This window comes from Levilactobacillus namurensis (genome assembly GCF_032197885.1).
Lineage (GTDB): Bacteria > Bacillota > Bacilli > Lactobacillales > Lactobacillaceae > Levilactobacillus > Levilactobacillus namurensis_A.
Genome location: NZ_CP134159.1, coordinates 748623 through 768683, shown reverse-complemented (window position 1 = coordinate 768683; position 20061 = coordinate 748623). Strand labels below are relative to the sequence as shown.

Genomic DNA, 20061 nt, shown 5'->3' with positions numbered 1-20061 from the left:
GACTCCCCCTTACTTACTGGCCGTGCCCCGCCGGTACAGGTAGTTCCCCAATACCCGCGCGCCCAAGTTAAACAGTAAGACCGCAATGATCAGCACCGCGGACGCCGCCGCGGAAAGCTGGGCCGCATTGTTGGCCAAGCCTTCCGTATTGACCTTCCAAATATGCACCGCAAGTGTTTCGGCGGGACGCAAAGGATTTAACGGACTGGCCGCATCCATGGGATTCCAGTCGGCGAAGTTGGTCACCGGCGCACTCTGCCCCGCCGTGTAGATCAACGCCGCTGCTTCCCCGAAGACCCGACCGGCACTCAACACAATTCCCGTAACGATTCCAGGTAAGGCCACCGGCAGAATAATGCCAATCTCCGTTTTCCACTTCGACATCCCCAACGACAAGCCCGCTTCCCGCTGATTACGTGGAACCGCGCTCAAGGACTCTTCGATGTTCCGGGTTAACAATGGCAGGTTAAAGAACGTCAGGGCGATGGCCCCAGAAATGACGGAAAATCCAATCTTAAACTTGACCACGAACAGCAAGAAACCGAATAGCCCCACCACCACGGAAGGTAGTGAGCTGAGGACTTCGATGGCAGAACGAATCAAGTGCGTCCGCCAATTGTCCTTCGCGTACTCTGCCAAGTAGATTCCGGCACCCAAGGAGATGGGAATGGAAATCAACATGGTTAAAACCAGTAAGTAAAATGAGTTGAAGAGTTGAACCCCAATTCCACCAGCACCACTGAAGGAATCCGTAGTCCCCGTCAAGAAGGACCAGCTCACGTGGGGTAACCCCGAAATTAAAATGTATGCCAGCAAGAAAAACAGAATGCCGACCACTGCGGCCACAATCACGTTAATGGTAATCGTGGCGAGAAAATCCTTTTGTTTAGCGTTCATGACTCAGTTGCCCCCTCTTAGCAATCAACCGGACCAGTGCGTTAAAGAATAGTGACATCAACAGCAAGATCAACGCCAAAGACCACAGGGCGTTACTAGGTAACGTTCCATCGATAGTATCCCCGATACCCGTCGTCAGCTGACTGGTCAACGTTGCGGCTGGTGAGATCAGGTTCTTAGGCATAATCGCCGCGTTCCCGATCACCATCTGGACGGCTAAAGCTTCCCCAAAAGCACGGGCCATCCCAAAGATAATTGCTGTCAAAATTCCCGGTGTGGCCGCGCGCAGAATCACCCGCGACACCGTCTGCCACCGGGTCGCCCCCAACGCTAGGGAGGCTTCCTTGTAGAACCGTGGCACAGCGCGCAGGCTATCGACCGTCATCGTGGTAATCGTCGGTAACACCATCACGAACAGGACGAAGGTCGCCGAGATAATCCCGAAACCGGACCCACTGACCAGGTGCCGCATGAATGGGACCACCACCGCCAAGCCAATAAACCCGTAAACGACGGACGGAATCCCGACCAAAAGTTCAATGACGGGTTGTAAGAACTTCCGTCCCTTATTCGGCGCGATTTCGGTCATAAAGATGGCCGTTCCCACCGCAAACGGGGTGGCCACGATTGCGGCGGCAAAGGTGACCGCAAAGGACCCCACAATCATGGGCAAGGCCCCAATCTGGTCCTGGTTCGGCGACCAGTTAGTCCCCGAAACGAACTTCCACAAGTTCACGTGGTTCTGCGTAAACGTCGCAATTCCCTTGGACGTGATGAACCACAGCATTGACGCCACGACTAAGATAATGACCCCAATGCATAAGTAACTGATGCCCCGACCTAGCCAATCTTCACGCGTCGCCCGGGTTGCCCGGTGTAACCGCGCCGTCCAATCATCGGTGCGGGCATCGTTTGGTTTTAAGTCTGAATTTGTTTGTTCCATGAGATGACTCCCCCTTAAAAAAAGTGAAGGTGCCCATTTTGCACCTTCACTGGTATCTCAACTAAGCTAGCTTAGTTTTGCGTAATCGTTCCCTTAGCATCCTTGGAAACTTTCATGTCGTGAATGCTGATGTAACCCATGTCTTTAACTAAGCTGTTTTGCACGTCCTTAGACGTCATGTAGCTTAAGAAAGCAGCGGTTGCCTTGTCAGGCTTACCCTTGGTGTACATGTGTTCGTAAGACCAGATCTTCCACTTGTTGGTTTCAACGTTGTTATCCGTTGGCGTCACATTATCAACGGAAAGAGCTTGTAACTTGTTGGTGAAGTAAGAGAAGGCTAAGTAACTGACCGCACCTGGCGTGGTGGCCACGATCTTTTGTACGGCACCGTTAGAATCTTGTTCTTGGGACTTCACTGCTGAAGCACCCTTCAAGACGGCATTTTCAAACGTTGCTCGGGTTCCGGAACCTTGGGCCCGGTTGATGATCACAATCTTTTGGTCTTTCCCACCAACCATCTTCCAGTTCGTAATCTTACCCGTGAAGATGCCCTTCAATTGTGACATCTTCAAGTTCTTAACCCCGGCATCCTTGTTGACCACGGGGCCCATGCCGACAACGGCTACCTTGTGGTCGGTCAATTCACTGGCCTTGATCCCAGCTTTTTCTTCTGCGAAAATATCGGAATCTCCCAGGGAAACGGCGCCGGATTGAACTTGGCTCAACCCCGTTCCGGAACCCCCACCTTGAACCGTCAAGTTAACCTTGCTGTTCTTCGCCGTAAATTGGGAACCGGCCTTGGCAGCTAATGGTTGTAACGCCGTTGACCCCACGGCCGTAACCTTCCCGGATAATGCTTCATTGCTGCTGGACTTGCTACTACTAGTTGAACTGGTAGCCTTGCCACAACCAACTAATAATAAACTCATCGCAGCAATCCCCATTGCTAACTTTGTTCCTTTATTCATCCCTGTCACTCCATGTCTATTAGATATAGTGGATTTACCACATCGTAAGCTAGGTAGCGAACGCTGTGGTACCTCCCCTTAACTTACAAGACACATTCTAGCCGACCAATATATATTAATTGTCGCAATCGTGTAAATTTTAGGTAAATGTTGCCAAGGTCGCTATAATTGTTTTTATATCAACGTTTGTGCATTGTTCGGCTCGCCCAACTTCCTCCCGTTTGAGGTCAGATGCGTCGCTATCTTCCCTTATCGTGGGTCCACAATTGCGCCCGCTGATCAAAATGGCTAGAATTGACTTGTGAGGTGATTTGAAGTGGCAAAAAAGAACGAAAAGAAAGCACGGCACGATATCATCGTGGATATGAATGATTTTCTGATGGACTATGCCGCAACGAAGCTAGGTCGCCAACCCGACCTCGCTAAGCAAGTCGCAACCGCTGGACAACCCGACTTAACTGGTCTCGACCAGCTCTTCAACGATCACGGGGTCGGTCGACGGACCAAGTACCTGGAACTCGCCACCGGCTTTCTGCGCGATGAGGCCGACATTGACGCCAATCTCGCCAAAGATCTGACCGGTGAAAGTCAGCAACTCGCTCAAGAGGCCATTGCCTACCTGGGGAACCATACCCAAGACTTTGACCGTTGGGAAGAAGCTTAAGCAGCCAATCAAAAAATACGCTCGCAACAGGATTAGCTGTCGCGAGCGTATTTTCGTTTAGGTTATTGCCATTGCCACAAATCAGCCTTCATCTTAGTCGCAATCATCTGCGCCAAAAGGTCAACGAACTGGTCGGGCATATAGGTGCTGGCGTCAAAAGACGTGGGCGCCCCGTTAATTTCTGTAATGATCGTTCCCTGATGCTTCAACTGCAAGCCGTACTTCGGCGCAATCTCGCAGAGCCGGTCAACCTGTGCTTGTGTCATCTGACACCCTCCAGTCTTGCTGCTCTTTGAGCTTAGCGACTTTTTCTAAGGGCGTCAAGTCGGCTAGTAACTGTACTTGTCCTTAGCCAACTGTTGGTGAACGGCGGCGGCCAGTAAAGCTTCATCTGGTCCCTCAGCCGTTACCGTGACGAAGTGACCGCCATAGTCCTTGAGTTGCGCAATTTCGGTCGCTTCACTAGGATCGATTTCGGCATCTTGTACTTTGATCAACACTTTGCCAGTATAGTTCTGGCAAATTTTTTGCATCGCGGGCGCCTCGTCAATTTGGGGCGTTTCTTCATACAATGGGAATCCAATGGTCTTCATTTCTGATCACCTCTACTTACATTGTAAGCGATTTCACAATGGTTGCCAAGCCCCTTTTTCTTCTCCCGAACGTCCGTTCAATCTCCACCCAAAATATGGTATGATACGCGTGTTATGCTTTTTGTTTAAACTCAAAATTTCGTCATTAAGGAGGCGTCCGGATGCCCATCAAACTTGGTGTTCGTGAATTAGTTGAATTCACCCTGCGCGCCGGTGACCTCGGTGCCACCAGCAATAGTCAAAATACCGCGCTACTGGGCGCTAAGATTCACCGACGACTTCAGAAGCAACGGGCCGATGACTACCAAAAGGAATACTACCTCGACCTGCCGTTAACGCTCCGGGACCACGAGTACCTGCTCCACGGCCGGGCCGATGGCGTCACGTTAGGCGAGACCACCGCAACGATCGAAGAGATCAAAACCTCCGACGGGGACTTCGACCAACTTCCGGCCAACAAGGTCATCCTATACTGGGCCCAAGTCAAGCTGTACGCCCACCTCTTATTTCATAAATTCCCCGACCTGCAGACCATCACGTTGACCCTGACCTACTACCAGACCAGCAACGACACCACGACTCAAAAGAATCAGACCATCGACCGGCAAACGGCCGCCGACTTCTTCCAAACGGTCATCGACGCCTACATCACCTGGCTGAAGCTCCGCGACGACCTCCGCGAACGGCGCGACCCCACCATTCAAGCGCTGACCTTTCCCTTCGACCATTACCGCCCTGGTCAACGAGAACTCGCCGTCGCGGTCTACAAGACGATTCTCAGTCAGCAACACCTCTTTGCCGAGGCGCCAACGGGGACCGGCAAGACCATTTCCACGCTCTTCCCCGCCATCAAAGCCATCGGTGAAGGCGTGATTCAGCGGATCTTCTACCTGACCGCCAAACAAAGCACTCGGCGTGTGGCCGAAGATGCCATCCAACTAATGGCCACACAAGGGCTGCAGCTGAAGAGTATCACCCTCACCGCCAAAGAGAAGATTCAGTTCCCCGAAGAAACCGACCTCACACCCGAAGAGAATCCCTACATGCTGGGCTACTACGACCGTCTGCGTCCCGCACTGGTCGACCTGATCCAGCACAACGACCAACTGACCCGGCCAGTTATCGAGACCTATGCGCGTAAGCACACCCTCGATCCCTTTGAGTTCCAGCTGGACGCCAGCCTCCTGTGTGACGTGGTCATCGGGGACTACAACTACCTGTTCGATCCCCAAGTCCACCTCCAACGGTTCTTCGCCACCAGCGATCCCGACAACTTCTTTCTCATCGACGAAGCCCACAACCTAGTCGCCCGCTCCCGGGAGATGTACTCCGCCGCCATCGCCAGCCAGCCCCTAGACCACCTGCTCGAGCTCAGTACCGGAACCCCACAGGTCAGCCGGAAGCTCCGCCAGCGGATTCGTGACCTGCGTCAGACCTTCGATGACATCTGTGCGCCGTTACGGTCGGCGGGGAAGACCGACAGTACGTTTCTCTCTCCCCCTGCGGAAATCGATCACGAGTTGGGGCGCTTCATCGAAGCCACCCACGATTGGCTGATCGACCAACCCCAGACGCCCTTCGTCAAGGCCCTCCTGGACGTTTACTTTGCGGCCATCAGCTACCAACGAATCGGCGAATTCTACGATGAGACCTACCGCATGCGGTTGACCTTAGCGGACGGCAACATCGTCCTCAAGCAGCTCTGCTTAGACCCCAGTGCCTTTCTCGCAGACAGCCTCGACCTGGGTCACGGTGCCGTTCTCTTCTCCGCGACCCTTTCCCCCCTAAGCTATTATCAGACCGTTTTGGGCGGAGGCGAGACCAGCTTGGCTTACCGACTGGCCTCCCCCTTTCCGCCCCAGCACCAGGGCCTATTCATCACCAACTACATCCAGACCACCTACAAGCAACGCCAAGCCAACCTGGCGAAGATCCTGGTCGCCATCAAGACCCTGGTCGACGCTAAAACGGGCAACTACCTGATTTTCTTGCCCTCCTACAACTACCTGTTGACCGTGGTCGCCGCCTTTAACCTGGCCTACCCCCACATCCACACCGTGGCGCAACAAGCGACCATGAGCGAAGCCGACCGAACCGCCTTCCTCGCCCAATTTCAACCGGCCCCCACCACAACGCTAGTGGGCTTTGCGTTACTGGGTGGTATCTTCTCGGAAGGCATCGACCTCAAAGGCGACCGACTCATCGGCGTAGGCATCGTCAGCGTCGGACTCCCCGGGATCAATCCAGAGACCGACCTGATTCGCGACTACTTCGACAGTCACGACCAGCCCGGCTTCGCGTTTGCTTACCAGTTGCCCGGCCTCAACAACGTCTTTCAGGCGGCCGGCCGGCTGATTCGGGGAGCCCATGACGTAGGCGTGGTTTTATTGATGGATCAACGCTTCACCGCTCCCCGCTACACCCAGCTCTACCCCCCACACTGGCAGCACTATCAACGACTCTACCGGTCCGAACAATTGGGACCAGCCCTGCAGCATTTTTGGAATTCGGAGGCGTCACATTGAAAACAAAACTAACGCTCGCCATGGAGCACACCCTCTACGCCTATTGTCGGGAAGCCGGCGCGACCGCGGTCGAAGAGGTCACCATGCCCGACGACCAGGGAATCGTCGACACGTTGAGTTACCAAGCGCTAGCCGATGGGACCATCGAGTGGCGTTGTTACGAACTGAAGGTCACCAAGAGCGACTTTCACTCGCACGCCAAGCTTTCCTTTATCGGTCACTATAACTACTTCGTCTTACCACTCAAGCTCTACCAGGAAGTTGCCGACGAGATTCCCGCCAAGATTGGGGTCCTGCTCTACCGGCCGTTCGACCCGCAACTCCTAGCGACCGCCACGGAGCCCCCCGCAACACCGGGTTACCTGACCGTGGCACGACCACCGCGCCACCAAGACCTGCAGGTGCCCGCCAACGAACTGCTGACCCGGTTCATCGCCTCACAGGCCCGCGAAGTCTTCAAGGCCAAACAAATGGCCACGGGGCTGAAGCAGTACAGTACCGAACGGCTCTACGAAGAATTGAAAAAACGCCACCTACACTACGACGTGTACGACCCAGACCACAACTTCTACGACCGCTTCATGGCCGACACCCAAGCCACCGCCGTCACGGCCCTGCAATCGGAAGTCGACGCCTTGGCCTTAGAGAACCACGACCTCTTGCAGCGACTCCGGGAGGCTTCCTCATGATCTACTTTCCCTACTTTCGCGGTCGTCAATTCGACCTGCAAGCCCTCAAAGCGATTGCCCAGGACCAGACGCTCCCCACCAACATCATCCCCATCATCGAACCCGTACGGGACATCAAGGCCTTACCCCAGACCATTGCGGCCTTTCTGGCACACGACCATCCCCTAGTGGTCATCACCAACCCCACCGTCAGCGACTACGGCTTGACCCAGCAGAAACTACACGACTGGACCCCCTGGCAACACCACCCCCAGTTGATCTTAGGCCACGTCCTGACGCCGACCACCACCGCGGCCGACCTGCTGGCCCCGGCTGGTCAACGAACCCTCTTGATTGCGCGCCAATACGACGAACTTGTCGCGGCACAGCACGCCCACTGGCTGACGACCACACAGCCCGACTACCTCTTGGTCCCTCCGGAAGCTCGCATTCGGCAATTACTGGACCGACCCCAGATCAGCCTGTACGACCACGCGTGGTTCCCTGACAAAGACCAGACCTATGCCAACCTGACCGACGGTTTCTTCAGCGACGATTGGCAACTGGCCACGCTTCAGGGCTACCAGGGGTTCAGCGATTACACGATTGGCGGTAGCCACTACAGTGAACACGGCTATCCTGCGCGTGCCGTGACCCTGCACGTGACCTACTTCGTTCACGACCAGTTACGGATTCACCGCTTCGTATCGGACGACCGGGTCGACTTCAAGCACCCTAAGGAAAAGTTCTTCCAAGCCGTTGCCAAGTTGGCAGCCTGGTTGCCCGCTCAACCAGAGCAGACGCAGACCCCGGCCCTTCAACAGCTGGCGGCCTACCACGACCAGCACCACTTTCCCGGCCTGGGAGTGGTCAAGCGCCTCAGCCTAATGCACCACCTCGAACTGATGGCCCGCTATTTTCGCGACCACTACCCCGAAAATCCCTAACGGTTAATCACGCCAAGCCGTTGAGACGGTAAATTTAAAGCGACCGTTCATCACCTGAATCTACCAGGTACGAACGGTCGCTTTATGTTGTCTTAACTTAAAATCGTTGTACCACACTCTAAGCTGGCAGAACGCTGACCCCTTCTGGGACCATGAAGTCCTTTTGCGCCAGCGTCAACTTCCCAGTTGCCGCGTCACGCTTGAAGAGACTGGCGTTGTTGGAGTTTTGATGAACCACCAAAACCAAGCTTTCGTCAGCCGTCCAGTTAAAGTCCCGCGGGAAATCACCTTCCGTTGCGATCCGCTGAATCACCGTCAACGTGCCGTCATCGGCAGCGGACAAGACCGTAATGGAATTATTGCCCCGGTTGGACACGTAGACGAAGCGGCCATCGGCACTCAAGCGAATGGCTGCGGAACCGTTGTGGGCGGTCCAGTCGTCTGGAATCACGTGGGTGATCTGCTTAACGGCAAACTTACCGGCATCAGCGTCGTAGGTCAACGTGGCCACGTTACTGCTCAGCTCACCCACTAGGTAAGCCACGCCCTTGGTCGCGTCGAACGTGATATGCCGCGGACCATAACCCGCTGGCAAGTCCACATAGCTGACCGGCGTCAACTGACCGGCGTCGGAAACGTCATACAGGTAAACCTTATCCGTCCCCAGATCACAGACCACTAACCGGCCATCCGGCGTCAGATCCGCGTAGTGTGGGTGCGGCCCATCGGCCTGCTCCGGTGCTGGTCCTACGGGATCCTGATCAATGACTTGATCAACTTGGGTCAGGGAACCGTCATCAGCAATCTTGTAGACGGTGACCGCCGCCGTGTGATAGTTGGCCGTGTAGACCAGCTGGCGACCTTCGTCAACGGAGACATAGGCAGGGGATGACCCTAAGTCCAATACTTGTTGAATCGCACGTGGCTTACTGGTATCCGTCATATCATAGATAATCAGACCACCGTGCGTCTGACCATCCGTTTCTTTCTTGTTCACAACATACAGTCGTTGTGCCTTGGATTTGGCGATATAAGTTGGGCTCCCAGCGGAGGCTAACCATTCACACTTGGTCAGCTTGGCGGCATCCGTATCAACGCTTACCCGGTAAATGCCCCGGCTAATTCGCTTGGTGTAGGTCCCAATGTAAAACTCTTCGGTCATACTGTTACCCCTTTCAATATTCTGTATCCCTTTTCAGTATAGCACAGCTGACCAGCCGATACGTTGAAGTCACTAGCTCTTCTGCCCAATAACCTGTACAATGGGGGTAATTTACGTTTAGAAAGGATTCTTAATCTATGTCAAGCTTTGAAGGCTACCACCCGCTCCTCACCCCCAACTTTCGATTCGATTGGCTCACGCAATTCCGGCTGAAGCAAGTCTCACAACTTACGCACCAAGACCTGGCCGAGACTGCTGAATGGGTCAACGCGACCATGCGGCACACCATGGCCCGGACCGCACTCACCTGGGGCATCGAACGCCGGGCTACCCATAAATTGGTCGGCTGGGGCGGCTTCGAGCGACTCAACCTTCAACAAAAGACCGGGCGCACCTACCTCACGGGTCCCAAGCTCCCCGCTAACGAACAACAAGAAATCGTTAATCGCCTGGTCCACTTCGCTCAAGAAGAGCTCGGGTTGGACGACTTAGAATTAGAAGCCAGTGCCAACCTCGACACGGCCGTGCTGACCGCCGCAGGGCTCCTACAACGGGGCGACGTCTGGCATTGGCAACGCCACTAAAGTAATTTCCATGGTTCACCAGTATATCGTCAAAACGCCGTCTGGGATTCTGATCCCAGATTTTTTTGCGCCTAAAAAAGCTCCCAGCCGGCCGGCTAGGAGCTTTACTTAACTTAATCTTTTTCAGAGACCCGGCGGTTCAACTCGACCGCAACGTCGAGTGAATCGCTCCGGTAGGCATCGTGGACGCCCAGTGCGTAGCAGAACCAGCTCCCCACCAGGACGACCACAAAGTCGAGCGGGTACGGAATCCAGTTCATCCCGCCGAACTCGTGACTCCCTAATAGCGACATCGCTGTCAGCCATACCATTTCGGCTAAGAGCCACCGGCCCCCGCGTAGACTTGCGCGGAGGGCTGCCCGAGTATTCGGTCGGCGAATCTCGTAGTAGACGTAGAAGATCAGGCCCAGGGCAATGACCCCGAAGACTTCAATCGTGGTCGGCCACTTCGCCCAGTAGATGGCCAAGCTGGCCAAACCATACGCAAATGGCGACCAAAAGGTTAAGTGCCGCAACCGAAACGGCCGCACAAACTCGGGCGCTTGGCGCCGCAAACTGGTGACCGTAATCGGTCCCGTCAGGTAGGCAATCAGCGTGGACGTCGAGATGACGTCGGATAGCGCACTCCAGTTCCGAAAACCGGCAACTAAAGCCACCCCGAGCAGCATATCGACCACCATGGCTCGCCGTGGCGTCTGGTACTTGCGGTTGACTTCGCCTAATCTAGTCGGCATGTGCTTGGTCCCGGTCATCGCGGCCAAAGCCCGACTAGTGGTGGCCACAAAGGAGACCCCGGTCCCAAACGGCGAGACGAACGCGTCCAGATACAGCAGCGTCGACAACCAGTTCAAGCCCAGTAAGATGGCAATGTCCGCAAAGGGCGACTGGAAGTTCACCCCGGACCAGCCCTGCATCAAGTTGGCGGCTGGCACGGACCCCACAAAGGCCACCTGCAGTAACGTGTAGATCACGGTACTGATCCCAAAGGCGATAACGATCCCCCACAGGATGTTCTTTTCCGGATGCTCGATTTCGTTCCCCATATTAATGGTGGTCTGAAAGGCGTTGTAGGAAAAGATAATTCCGGCGGCCGTGGTCGCCGCAAAGATGGATGAACTGCCGCCCGGCATGAAGCCCGCCCGGCTGACAAAGTTCTGCGAATCAAATCCCGTTAAAAACAAAACGACGATGGTCAACGTCGGAATTCCGAGTTTAAAAATTGAAATAAAGCTGGTAAACCGGGTCAGCAACTTGACCGACCAAAAGTTCAGCAGCGTAAATGCCAAAATAAACAGAAACACCACCACTAATCCTAGATTGGTGATGTTCCCCGAGGCAATAAAGCCCCGGGTCCAATTCGCCCACGCCCACGGCCAAGAACTCATGTACTGGACCGCCGCGACGGCTTCAATGGGAATAATCGTTAACAACGATAGCCAGTTCGCCCAACCAGCGACAAAGCCCAACAAGGGGCCGTGCGAGAAGGCCGCATACTGGCTCATCCCTCCGCTGGTGGGAAACATGGTTCCCAATTCAATGTAATTCAACGCAATTGATCCGATGACGATTGCCCCGATAATCCAGGACAGGATCGCCGCGGGACCAGCAATTTGTGCCGCCATTCCGGCACCAAACAACCACCCCGACCCAATGATGGCACTCAGCGTTAGCATGACTAATGAAAACAAACTCATCTTGTTACGTTTCAAGCCAAAAGATTCCTCACTTTCGTCAGAGTATTGGGCCATTCTACACTTGGAATCTGGCAATCGCGTAAGAAACCCACTAAAGTTCACTTAGAATCATCATGCGGAAACTACGTCCAGATGCGCCTTAAGCAGGACGTCCTCGGCGTCAGCGCGCACCTCACGTTCCAATGATAAAGTCTCTAATCTCGAATCACTAGCGCCTAAAAATTACTGGTTCTGGTCCACTGGACGCACACGGCGTTCATGACAAGCTTCGATGCGCTTGTCGTCTGGCTAAGCAGCCCAGCGCCACCTAGAAACTCCTAGAACAATTGACCCACGTAATAGTGGATGAACATGGTGATAATCCCCACGATAACGTTCCGGATAATCGCCGTCTTGACCAGTCCGTGGCCTAACTTTGCACTCAAGAACCCCGTTAACGTCACGGATAAGAGCACCGCAATGATGGTCCCCGGCCACTGCCAAGCGTTCGGCAAAAACGTCATCGCGACCAGTGGAAAGACCCCACCGGCGGATGCAGAGAAGAGAGACGAGAACGCGGCGTTCCAGGGATTCATGTAGTGGCCTAGCTTGATGTCGTACTTGACCGACACCACGGTCCCCAATGCGTCCTTGCTCAACAGGTCCTTCGCAATCGCCATCGACGTCTCCGCGGAGACTCCCCGTTGTTGGTAGAAGGCTTGAACGGCTTTAAGTTCCCCTTCAAAGTCTGATTTCAATAACGCCATTTCCTTATGAACCACCGACTTTTCCGTGTCCTTTTGCGTACTGACGGAGGCGTACTCCCCGGACGCCATCGAAAAGGCACAGGCTAACAAGTCCGATAGCCCCGCGATAAAGATCGTAAATTGATTGGTGGTCGCAGCCGCCACACTGAAGAGCACCCCAACCACCGTTAGGATTCCGTCGTTGGAGCCCAACACTCCGGCCCGCAACGTGTTAAGCTTCTCATCCATGGTTTGGTGTTCCTTTTGATGCTTCTTCGCCACAATTGCTTCATTCTCAGCCATTTGTTAAAACTCCCCTCTTATGCGAATAAGCGACCGATAAAGTAGGTCACTAACAACGTCAAGATGCCCGCAATCACGTTCCGAATCGTCCCGTTCTTCCGGTTCGCGTTCCCTAAAATTGCGGCGATGTACCCGGTGATTGCTAGGGCCACGACCACCGCGATGAACGTTCCGACAATGCGAATGTTCTTCGGCAGTAAGGTAATGGAGACCAGCGGGAGAATCGACCCCGTTGGGAACGAAATCATCGAGGCAATCGCGGCTGAAAACGGATTGGTATACTCGCCCACGTTAAAGCCAAACCGTTCGCGAACGGACGTCTTCAGGGGATCTTTCTTCATCATTTCCTGCGTCGCTTGGTCGGCCAGCTCCGGCTTGATGCCACTGGCGATGTACTTATTCTTCACGAAATTATACTCGCTATCGTAGTCGTTATCTAACGCCACCGTCTGCGTCTCAATAGCCTTACGCTGCGAATCCTTTTGCGTGTTGACGGAGACGTATTCCCCCATGGCCATCGAGACCGTTCCGGCGATCATCCCGGCAATCCCTGAGATGAAGATGGCAAAGCTGCTGGTGGCCGCACCAGCCACCCCCACAACGATTCCGGCGACGGAGAGGATGCCATCGTTGGCGCCCATCACACTGGCCCGCAAAACGTTGATCTTTTGTGCTAACGTTGCTGTCTTCTTTTTTGTTGCCATATCTAACAACCCCCTACATGTTTTCACCACAAGCACATTTATCGTACCACGAACCCAAGATAAAAAGTTCGGTTCGGCGAAATTTTTATTCAAGTTAGAATCATTCTTATCTACGAACAAATCTATTCTACCACCGGAACCCCAAAAGTAAACCCTTAGCGTAACCTGAATCCGCTTAATTAAAAATTATTCTAAAATTAAGCAGATTACTGGACGTTTAGCAGAAATGTGGTTTAATAGAAGCAAATTAGAGACATTCTAAAGAAGGAGGGATACCCTTGGCACAATCCGAAAGTTCTAACCAGCTCTTAGCGCACGCATTAGCGACGCTCAAAGACCACCATATCCGTGTGACACCGCAACGCCAGATTATCCTGACCTACTTAGTCACCCATCATAATCATCCATCCGTTGAGACGATTTACACGGCGTTAACCGCTGAATTCCCTAATCTGAGCATGGCCACCATCTATAATACGTTGAATCTATTGGTCGATTTAGGCATCGTGATTGAACTGCCCAACGACACCGGCGGCATCCGCTACGACTTTTACGGTCGGCCCCACTACCACGTGATCTGTGAGAACTGTGGTAAGATCACCGACGTCTTCGCTCCAGACTTTGGTCAGATCGAGCAACGACTCAACCAGGAGGCCAGCGCCCAGACAGGTTACCTGATTACCAGTAATCACGTTGAAGTTTACGGCCTCTGTCCAGAATGTCAGCAAAAATTGCACATCGATCCGGTTCGTAAGCAATGGTCCCAAACCAAGCCACAACCCACCGTCGATCCGCAATAAATCGCCTTTTAGGGATTGTTACACCTAAGTTACACGTGTCGTGAAGTTTTAATCTGTTTGCAAACACCCGAAGCAAAGCCCAGAGTTTCTGCTATTAAGCGCGTAATATTTGCGCTAAACGCCGTGACACCGCTTGTCTTCGGGTGTTTTTGCTGTTATCGTAAGACTGTTGATTTTTAACCGATTAAGTAACACCTTAATGATCTGTTAAGTAAGTAGCCAAATAAAACCAGTAACTAATTAAATAAAAAAGATTTGAGGGATTATTCAGTGAAATTGCAAAAAGTTCTGTTTACTGCATTAGCTGCCGTAGGGCTGGCTGGTGCGTTAAGCGTCGCTACGACCACGACGGCCGATGCCGCAAGTTCCAAAGTTAACAGTTACATCGCCAGCAAGAATTATAAGCCGGCCAAAGTCACCAAGTCCATCTGGAGTGGCTTCCCTAAGTACAAGTACCGTCATGGTAAGGGCAAGCCTGAAGGGGTCGTGATTCACGAAACCGCCAACCCATCGTCGACGATTTATAACGAAATTGCCTACATGAAGCGTAACTACAACAACGCCTTCGTTCACAGTTTCGTTGATGCTTCCCACATCATCAACATCGCCAACACCGACTACCTTTCTTGGGGAGTCGGTTACCCGGGGAACTCCCGCTTCCTACAATTCGAACAAGTGGAAGTTCACAGCAAGTCGGCCTTCGCCCACGAAATCGCTAATGCGGCCTGGTACACGGCTTACCTCTTAAAGGAATACAACCTGAAGCCTAACGATGCCGCTTACGACGGTAAAGGGACGGTCTGGTCTCACGGTTCCGTTGCCAGTCACTTAGGTGGTTCCACGCATACCGACCCAGTCGGCTACTACGCGAGCGCCGGGAAGAAGTACTTCGGGCAAAAGTACACCATGGCCGCCTTCTACCAGTTGGTCAAGAAGTACTACAACGCCATGGGTCAAAGCAACCACAAAAAGTTGATGACCGCTAAGTACACGTCCGTTAACATGCAGGCGCAATTAAGCAGTCGTTACAAGAAGTACTACCTGTACAACCACGTCAAGGATGTCAACAAGAACGCTAAGCGGCAATCTTGGTCCAAGATCAGCCCTAAGGTGGGTAAGACTTACAGCATCGATATGACGGCTAAGAAGAGCAACGGTTCGATGTGGTACCGGATCAAGTTACCGAACACGACCAAGCGTTACTGGGTCTACTTCGATAATCTGACCAACCTGACTGACCTGGACGCTGCCGCCAGCTCCAGTGAGAGTGCGGCTAGCTCCAGCGACAGTGCCAGCGCGGATTCTTCCAGTGCTACCAGCACCTCTAGCGTTAGTAACTAGTCCCCTTCTCAATTGAATTTGACCTCAAGCAGACGCGCAATTCCTGATGGATTGCGCGTCTTTTTTTACCCACTGGGGTAACCTTGGTCTGCCCAGTCCTAAAAGGGACCATCCGTCAACTGAGCTGATCAGTCCGGATGGTCCCTTAAACTTGATTTACTTAACTTGGTCCTGCGACGAGGCCTGTTGAGCCGCGTGCCGGCGTTTCTCCGCCACGGCACGGGTCATGACCCAAGTAGTCACGGGAACCGTCAACAATACACTCAACATGGAGAACAGGATCATCAGAATCTCGGCAACAAAGATCTTGTCGTTCAAGATTTTCCCAAACGAGTAATGGACACCGGTGAACCAGATGAACAACGCCAAGAAGCCCCCAAAAAAGCCAAAGAACAGGGTATTAAAGGTGGTTCCAATAATCTGCTTGCCCACCGTAATCCCATCGCCAAATAAGGCTTTTAGGGTGACCTGCGGGTGTTGGTCGAGGATCTCACTCAACCCGGCCGCAATCGCCATCGCAGCCTCCGCAATCGCCCCTAAGGTACTTAGAATCGCCGTCGCAATGGTCACCTGCACGAAGCTAATCCCGACTAACACCGACAGGCCTTCGAGGTCCTCGCTGTCTTCCGGGCCGAACCCTTGGACCATGGCCCAGTGTTCGACGGGAACAATCAACAGGATCAAAAGGACCAAGACTAACGCCGACGCGATAAACGCCACGGTACTGGAGAGGTCATCACCACTACTCATGAAAATGGTCAGGGCCAACACCATCATCCCCACAACTAAGGTGACGATCAACGGTGAAAAGTGAAAGGCCACTAGGACGATGGTCAGAAACAGGAGGCCGAAGTTCAGGAGTAACGCCAGGAACGACTGCGCACCGGCCTTCCCGCCGACGACCACCATCAGAATCAGGAGAATTAAGCCTAGAAGCGTAATGGTACTCATGCGCGCACCTCCTTAGGCAACCACCGACTGGCCAAGTAACTGGCCAACGGCACAGCCAGGACAATGCCAATTCCGCTGATCAGGCTTTGAACCACACCCATCGACATGTTCATCGAGAACGTGTAACCCCAGCTATTTCCATTCTTAAGGTACAGGAGTGCCATGGGGAACGTATCCGCTACGAAGATGAAGAAGAGCACGTTAATCAACGGCCCCATGATGGTACTCCCAATCTGACGGCCGGACTTAAAGATTTGTGTCGGCGTCAATTCGGGCCGTTCCCGTTTTAACGCGTACAGTGACGAGATGATATCCGTCGACTCATCCATGACCGCGCCCAAGGAGCCCAGCAGCGTCTCCGCTAAGAACAACGGCCGGGGCAATTGGGTCACGTACTGCATCGACTCGTAGAACATCCCTTTTTCATGCGTCACGTGGAAGACCAGTAGCGCCACCAGGATGGCACACAGCGTCCCTCCCAGGGTCGTCGCTAACGTGATCAGCATCTGCCGGGTCCGCCCCAGTACCAACCAGAGGGTCAGGGCCGCAAAGACCACGGCCAAGCTGCCGAAGATCCACAGAACTTGGGCCCCCTGCGTTGAGCCGTTGAGGAGAATCGCCAACAGGAACAAGACGCCGTTCGCGGCGACGCTAAGAAACGCCATCAAGCCGCTAAAACGCATGATTAGCAGTAGGAGCCCCACCACTAACCAGAGCATGAAGACCAGCGCCGTGTCCCGTTTATACCCTTTGACCGTGGCACTCAACTGCCCCGCATGATGGTGCAATACCACGAAGAGTTGACTGCCTACCCGGTACCGTTGATCCATGGCCCCGGACGCCGAATACGTATTGGAGATGGTCAGTGACCGTCCCTTGTATTGCCCGTTTAAGAGGTGGCCGGTCAGCGTCTGCTGGGTCTGCCAATCCTCATTTTGAAAATTATCCGTGATTTTGGTGGGTTGCTGGTGTTGCACCGCCGTGACCTTTAGAATGGAATCATGATAGAACACCGCGTCATGTTGCGTTCCAATCACGAGTACGGCCCCCAGAATCAACGCGATGAGCCAGGCCCACCAACGCACGGTCGATTGAAGCTTTAATTTTTGCACGATTACCGCCCTTCCCATCGGTCTGCTTCCAATATACCACTTCAAAAACTGAATTCGCCACCACCGTCTCAAACTTAAGTAAATCGCAAAAGCCAGCGTACTAACGGCATCTTTCCCCCTGATTCGCCGGCAAATTAGCCCAGAAACCTTGCAATTTCGGCCAATCCTTAGTAGAATGGTACTCGATTGTTATTTTAATTAAGCGAGGGTTTCTACAATGAGAAAAGCACATCCAAATGGCGTACAAGGCCGTCGTAAGGTTAACCGTAAAAAGGACCTGAAGCGGCGCGATGAAATTTCAGCTCTGCAACGTTGGTTGAAGGGTGAAATCAAGACCAAGTAATCGCCAATACCAGAAAAGCCACTGACTTCGGTCAGTGGCTTTTTTTTAAGTCTGGGACAGAACGATTTCTTTATTCTTGACGATACGGTGCTGAGACGGGCGATCAAAGGCAGACTGTGGTCATCATCCGCCTTATCGGTTGGGCCTGAAGAGGCTGGAACGTGGTGGGCACGACTTGGAGCCCTGAACCCCCCAGGTCTTCAAGCTCGGCCTTTGGGTAAGCCAGCTCAAAACGCTGACTAACCCAAACGACACCACTGAGCCTCTTCAGGCCCAACCTCACGGCTAAATCGAGCGTACCCAAGACAGTATTTTCTGACGTTTGAAATTGAACATATCAACATGGAAAAGTATTGATTTAACAACATTCTTATTGACAAGACGTAGAAAAAGCTCTGTAAAGCCGCCTGGGGTTTACAGAGCTAGTCTTAAGCTATTTTTTAACACCTTACACAATACTAAAACCAGGAGCATTAACTGCTAGTTCCCGGTCTGATTGTTAAGATGAGTGGTGGTTAATCGACGACCAGTACACTGGTCTTAGAGTTCTGCACCACGTAATTGGTGGTCGATCCCATGATGGCTTTGCCCAAGCCGTGAACCCCAGAACGCCCAATGACCGTGAGCGTGGTCTTCAGTTCCTGTGGCAGACTATTGGCAATCGTCGGCTTAGGTAGCCCGACCTTGAAGCTGGTCTCAACGGGAACGCCCGCTTCCTTGACCTCGTCCACGGCGCTTTCTAGAAATTCAGAGGCTGAATCCTTGAAGTGGGTCATGATTTCACTCCCAAATTCGGCACCGTAGTGAGCGTAGGTCTGGTCACTGGCGACGGAAACGATGAACAGCTTCGAGCCGAGTTTCTGGGCTAATTTAATGGCCTCCACTAAAGCGGCGTGGGCGTTCTTGCTCCCATCCATCGGTACTAAAATCCGTTCGTACATAATATCCCGTCCTTTCGTCTATAAACGATTATAGTGGTATCGCTTCCACCACCTTCATCATACCAACCTTACCGCCGATAAAATAGTCTTTTACCCGTTTTTTCATGAAATTTTTAGCCTGTCTGGGGTTTCGTTAGCAGATTCTCATTCTCCGGGGATTCAGAGTTTGTGGTAAGATAAATCAAAGACTCTATTCAAAAGGATGGCGCAAAAAAATCATGAAGAAACGCTTACTAGGTGCCCTAGGATTCTTAGCCGTAATCCTAGCCGGCTGCTCCACGTCGCTCACGACCAACAAGACGACCTACCACCCCACGGCTCTCACGGCAGTGATCAAGGGCGATGCTAAGACCAAACAGGTCACTTACCAGGTGGCTGACCACGCCAAGCATCAAGTCGCCGTGAACGCCGGGACCTACTTCTTCCAAGTTCCGGCCGCCCCGACGGATCAAAAGGTCACCGTCACGGCTGGTCACCAACACAAGACCGTAACGGTCAAGGCAACCAAGTCACTGGCTAACTACCAGACCTTCGCTAAGCAATACAACCAGATGGTCATCGGTAGCTACCTCCCTAGCAAGGTGCAAAAGCAACTCCAGACGGCCCAGAAGACCCAAGCACAGACCAAGCAAAAGCTGGCTGCCTTAGCTAAGCGCGACCCTGCCGCGGCCGCGACCGCCGCTAAGCAACAACAAGCGGCCGCCCAAAAGCTACAGGGCCAACTAGCCACCGCCAAGCGGCAGGCCAAGGACCAGCTGTTCCCGACGACCGCCAAGAACGGCATCCATAACTTAATCAGCACTAAGGATACCGTGGTACGGGCCAACGTCCAGGACAAGCATCTGATGGGACTGGCCTTGATCGTCCCAACCAAGCAGATGAAGACCAAGACCGGCCAGCGGCACTTCGGCACCACCTTCGCCCTCCTCGGGAGCACCTTAAAGGCCAACCCCCAGTACGTGATCAAGAAGTTCGAGAAGGTCCTGAAGGATGCGAAGTCGAACAGTAGCTCCACCAAGACTAAGACCATCCGTTCCAATAATATTCGATTCAACACCGGCTTCTCTACCGACCACCTTTACATCTATATGACCAAATAACCTCGGGTCCCCAACGGTTCGTCACCGTTGGGGATTTTTAAGCTGAATTGTCCTAACCCGTGCTTCTAAAGTGCAATCATTTTCATCCCCATCGAT

At 53.2% G+C, this 20061-nt stretch carries 21 protein-coding genes; 9 read left to right on the top strand and 12 right to left on the bottom strand.

The window, feature by feature from the left end:
* Positions 1–9 precede the first annotated feature (9 nt).
* The 3 genes from pstA to RIN67_RS03510 form a co-directional block, all read right to left on the bottom strand.
* Positions 10–897 carry a phosphate ABC transporter permease PstA gene (gene pstA, locus RIN67_RS03520; protein ID WP_264999434.1) on the bottom strand — a complete coding sequence of 296 codons (888 nt, stop codon included), beginning with the start codon at positions 895–897 and terminating at the stop codon, positions 10–12.
* A complete protein-coding gene (pstC, locus tag RIN67_RS03515) occupies positions 887–1840 on the bottom strand; it encodes a phosphate ABC transporter permease subunit PstC (protein ID WP_264999435.1) in 954 nt (317 codons plus the stop codon). The genes pstA and pstC overlap by 11 nt, the downstream gene beginning before the upstream one ends.
* Before the next feature lie 71 nt (positions 1841–1911).
* Complete coding sequence (locus RIN67_RS03510) at positions 1912–2808, bottom strand: phosphate ABC transporter substrate-binding protein PstS family protein (protein ID WP_056944672.1); 897 nt, start codon at positions 2806–2808, stop codon at positions 1912–1914.
* A 316-nt stretch (positions 2809–3124) separates the two neighbouring features.
* On the opposite strand from RIN67_RS03510, the gene RIN67_RS03505 reads away from it, so the two are divergent.
* Entirely contained in the window at positions 3125–3472 is a 348-nt protein-coding gene (locus RIN67_RS03505; protein WP_024746692.1) for a hypothetical protein, read from the top strand.
* A 62-nt stretch (positions 3473–3534) separates the two neighbouring features.
* Here the strand turns inward: RIN67_RS03505 and RIN67_RS03500 are convergent, their stop codons facing one another.
* Positions 3535–3738 carry a hypothetical protein gene (locus RIN67_RS03500; RefSeq protein ID WP_024746691.1) on the bottom strand — a complete coding sequence of 68 codons (204 nt, stop codon included), beginning with the start codon at positions 3736–3738 and terminating at the stop codon, positions 3535–3537.
* A 63-nt stretch (positions 3739–3801) separates the two neighbouring features.
* Positions 3802–4065 carry a PTS sugar transporter gene (locus RIN67_RS03495; RefSeq protein WP_024746690.1) on the bottom strand — a complete coding sequence of 88 codons (264 nt, stop codon included), beginning with the start codon at positions 4063–4065 and terminating at the stop codon, positions 3802–3804.
* A 161-nt stretch (positions 4066–4226) separates the two neighbouring features.
* Between RIN67_RS03495 and RIN67_RS03490 the strand changes: the two genes are divergently transcribed.
* The 3 genes from RIN67_RS03490 to RIN67_RS03480 are packed head-to-tail and all read left to right on the top strand — an operon-like array spanning position 4227 to position 8205.
* A complete protein-coding gene (locus RIN67_RS03490; protein ID WP_264999436.1) occupies positions 4227–6590 on the top strand; it encodes an ATP-dependent DNA helicase in 2364 nt (787 codons plus the stop codon).
* Positions 6587–7279: a hypothetical protein gene (locus tag RIN67_RS03485; protein ID WP_024746688.1), complete on the top strand. Its 693-nt coding sequence runs from the start codon at positions 6587–6589 to the stop codon at positions 7277–7279. The genes RIN67_RS03490 and RIN67_RS03485 overlap by 4 nt, the downstream gene beginning before the upstream one ends.
* On the top strand, positions 7276–8205 hold the full coding sequence (locus RIN67_RS03480) for a sce7725 family protein (RefSeq protein ID WP_313826016.1): 930 nt from the start codon (positions 7276–7278) through the stop codon (positions 8203–8205). Before RIN67_RS03485 ends, RIN67_RS03480 begins: the two co-directional genes overlap by 4 nt.
* 118 nt (positions 8206–8323) lie before the next feature.
* Here RIN67_RS03480 and RIN67_RS03475 read toward each other — a convergent pair whose 3' ends face one another.
* Positions 8324–9367, bottom strand: a complete 1044-nt coding sequence (locus RIN67_RS03475; protein WP_313826018.1) for a lactonase family protein — start codon at positions 9365–9367, stop codon at positions 8324–8326.
* A gap of 137 nt (positions 9368–9504) precedes the next feature.
* Between RIN67_RS03475 and RIN67_RS03470 the strand changes: the two genes are divergently transcribed.
* Positions 9505–9951 carry a GNAT family N-acetyltransferase gene (locus tag RIN67_RS03470; RefSeq protein ID WP_107738710.1) on the top strand — a complete coding sequence of 149 codons (447 nt, stop codon included), beginning with the start codon at positions 9505–9507 and terminating at the stop codon, positions 9949–9951.
* 113 nt (positions 9952–10064) lie between these two features.
* Here RIN67_RS03470 and RIN67_RS03465 read toward each other — a convergent pair whose 3' ends face one another.
* The 3 genes from RIN67_RS03465 to RIN67_RS03455 form a co-directional block, all read right to left on the bottom strand.
* Complete coding sequence (locus RIN67_RS03465) at positions 10065–11699, bottom strand: APC family permease (protein ID WP_396442542.1); 1635 nt, start codon at positions 11697–11699, stop codon at positions 10065–10067.
* A 263-nt stretch (positions 11700–11962) separates the two neighbouring features.
* Complete coding sequence (locus RIN67_RS03460) at positions 11963–12673, bottom strand: VIT1/CCC1 transporter family protein (RefSeq protein ID WP_024746683.1); 711 nt, start codon at positions 12671–12673, stop codon at positions 11963–11965.
* 17 nt (positions 12674–12690) lie between these two features.
* Entirely contained in the window at positions 12691–13377 is a 687-nt protein-coding gene (locus RIN67_RS03455; protein WP_264999439.1) for a VIT1/CCC1 transporter family protein, read from the bottom strand.
* Between the two features lie 278 nt (positions 13378–13655).
* Between RIN67_RS03455 and RIN67_RS03450 the strand changes: the two genes are divergently transcribed.
* Both RIN67_RS03450 and RIN67_RS03445 read left to right on the top strand, forming a co-directional pair.
* A complete protein-coding gene (locus RIN67_RS03450; protein WP_034544961.1) occupies positions 13656–14177 on the top strand; it encodes a Fur family transcriptional regulator in 522 nt (173 codons plus the stop codon).
* Positions 14178–14447: 270 nt separating this feature from the next.
* Positions 14448–15518 carry a peptidoglycan recognition protein family protein gene (locus RIN67_RS03445; RefSeq protein ID WP_024746681.1) on the top strand — a complete coding sequence of 357 codons (1071 nt, stop codon included), beginning with the start codon at positions 14448–14450 and terminating at the stop codon, positions 15516–15518.
* Between the two features lie 156 nt (positions 15519–15674).
* Here the strand turns inward: RIN67_RS03445 and RIN67_RS03440 are convergent, their stop codons facing one another.
* On the bottom strand, positions 15675–16469 hold the full coding sequence (locus RIN67_RS03440; RefSeq protein WP_313826020.1) for a YibE/F family protein: 795 nt from the start codon (positions 16467–16469) through the stop codon (positions 15675–15677).
* A complete protein-coding gene (locus tag RIN67_RS03435; protein WP_313826021.1) occupies positions 16466–17581 on the bottom strand; it encodes a YibE/F family protein in 1116 nt (371 codons plus the stop codon). Before RIN67_RS03435 ends, RIN67_RS03440 begins: the two co-directional genes overlap by 4 nt.
* A 217-nt stretch (positions 17582–17798) precedes the next feature.
* Between RIN67_RS03435 and RIN67_RS03430 the strand changes: the two genes are divergently transcribed.
* The gene (locus RIN67_RS03430; RefSeq protein WP_263862309.1) at positions 17799–17924 is read left to right on the top strand and encodes a hypothetical protein; all 126 of its coding nucleotides are present in this window, start codon (positions 17799–17801) and stop codon (positions 17922–17924) included.
* Positions 17925–18439: 515 nt separating this feature from the next.
* Here the strand turns inward: RIN67_RS03430 and RIN67_RS03425 are convergent.
* Positions 18440–18865: a universal stress protein gene (locus tag RIN67_RS03425; protein WP_024746678.1), complete on the bottom strand. Its 426-nt coding sequence runs from the start codon at positions 18863–18865 to the stop codon at positions 18440–18442.
* 218 nt (positions 18866–19083) lie between these two features.
* On the opposite strand from RIN67_RS03425, the gene RIN67_RS03420 reads away from it, so the two are divergent.
* On the top strand, positions 19084–19965 hold the full coding sequence (locus RIN67_RS03420) for a hypothetical protein (protein WP_264999442.1): 882 nt from the start codon (positions 19084–19086) through the stop codon (positions 19963–19965).
* The last annotated feature ends 96 nt before the right edge of the window (positions 19966–20061 follow it).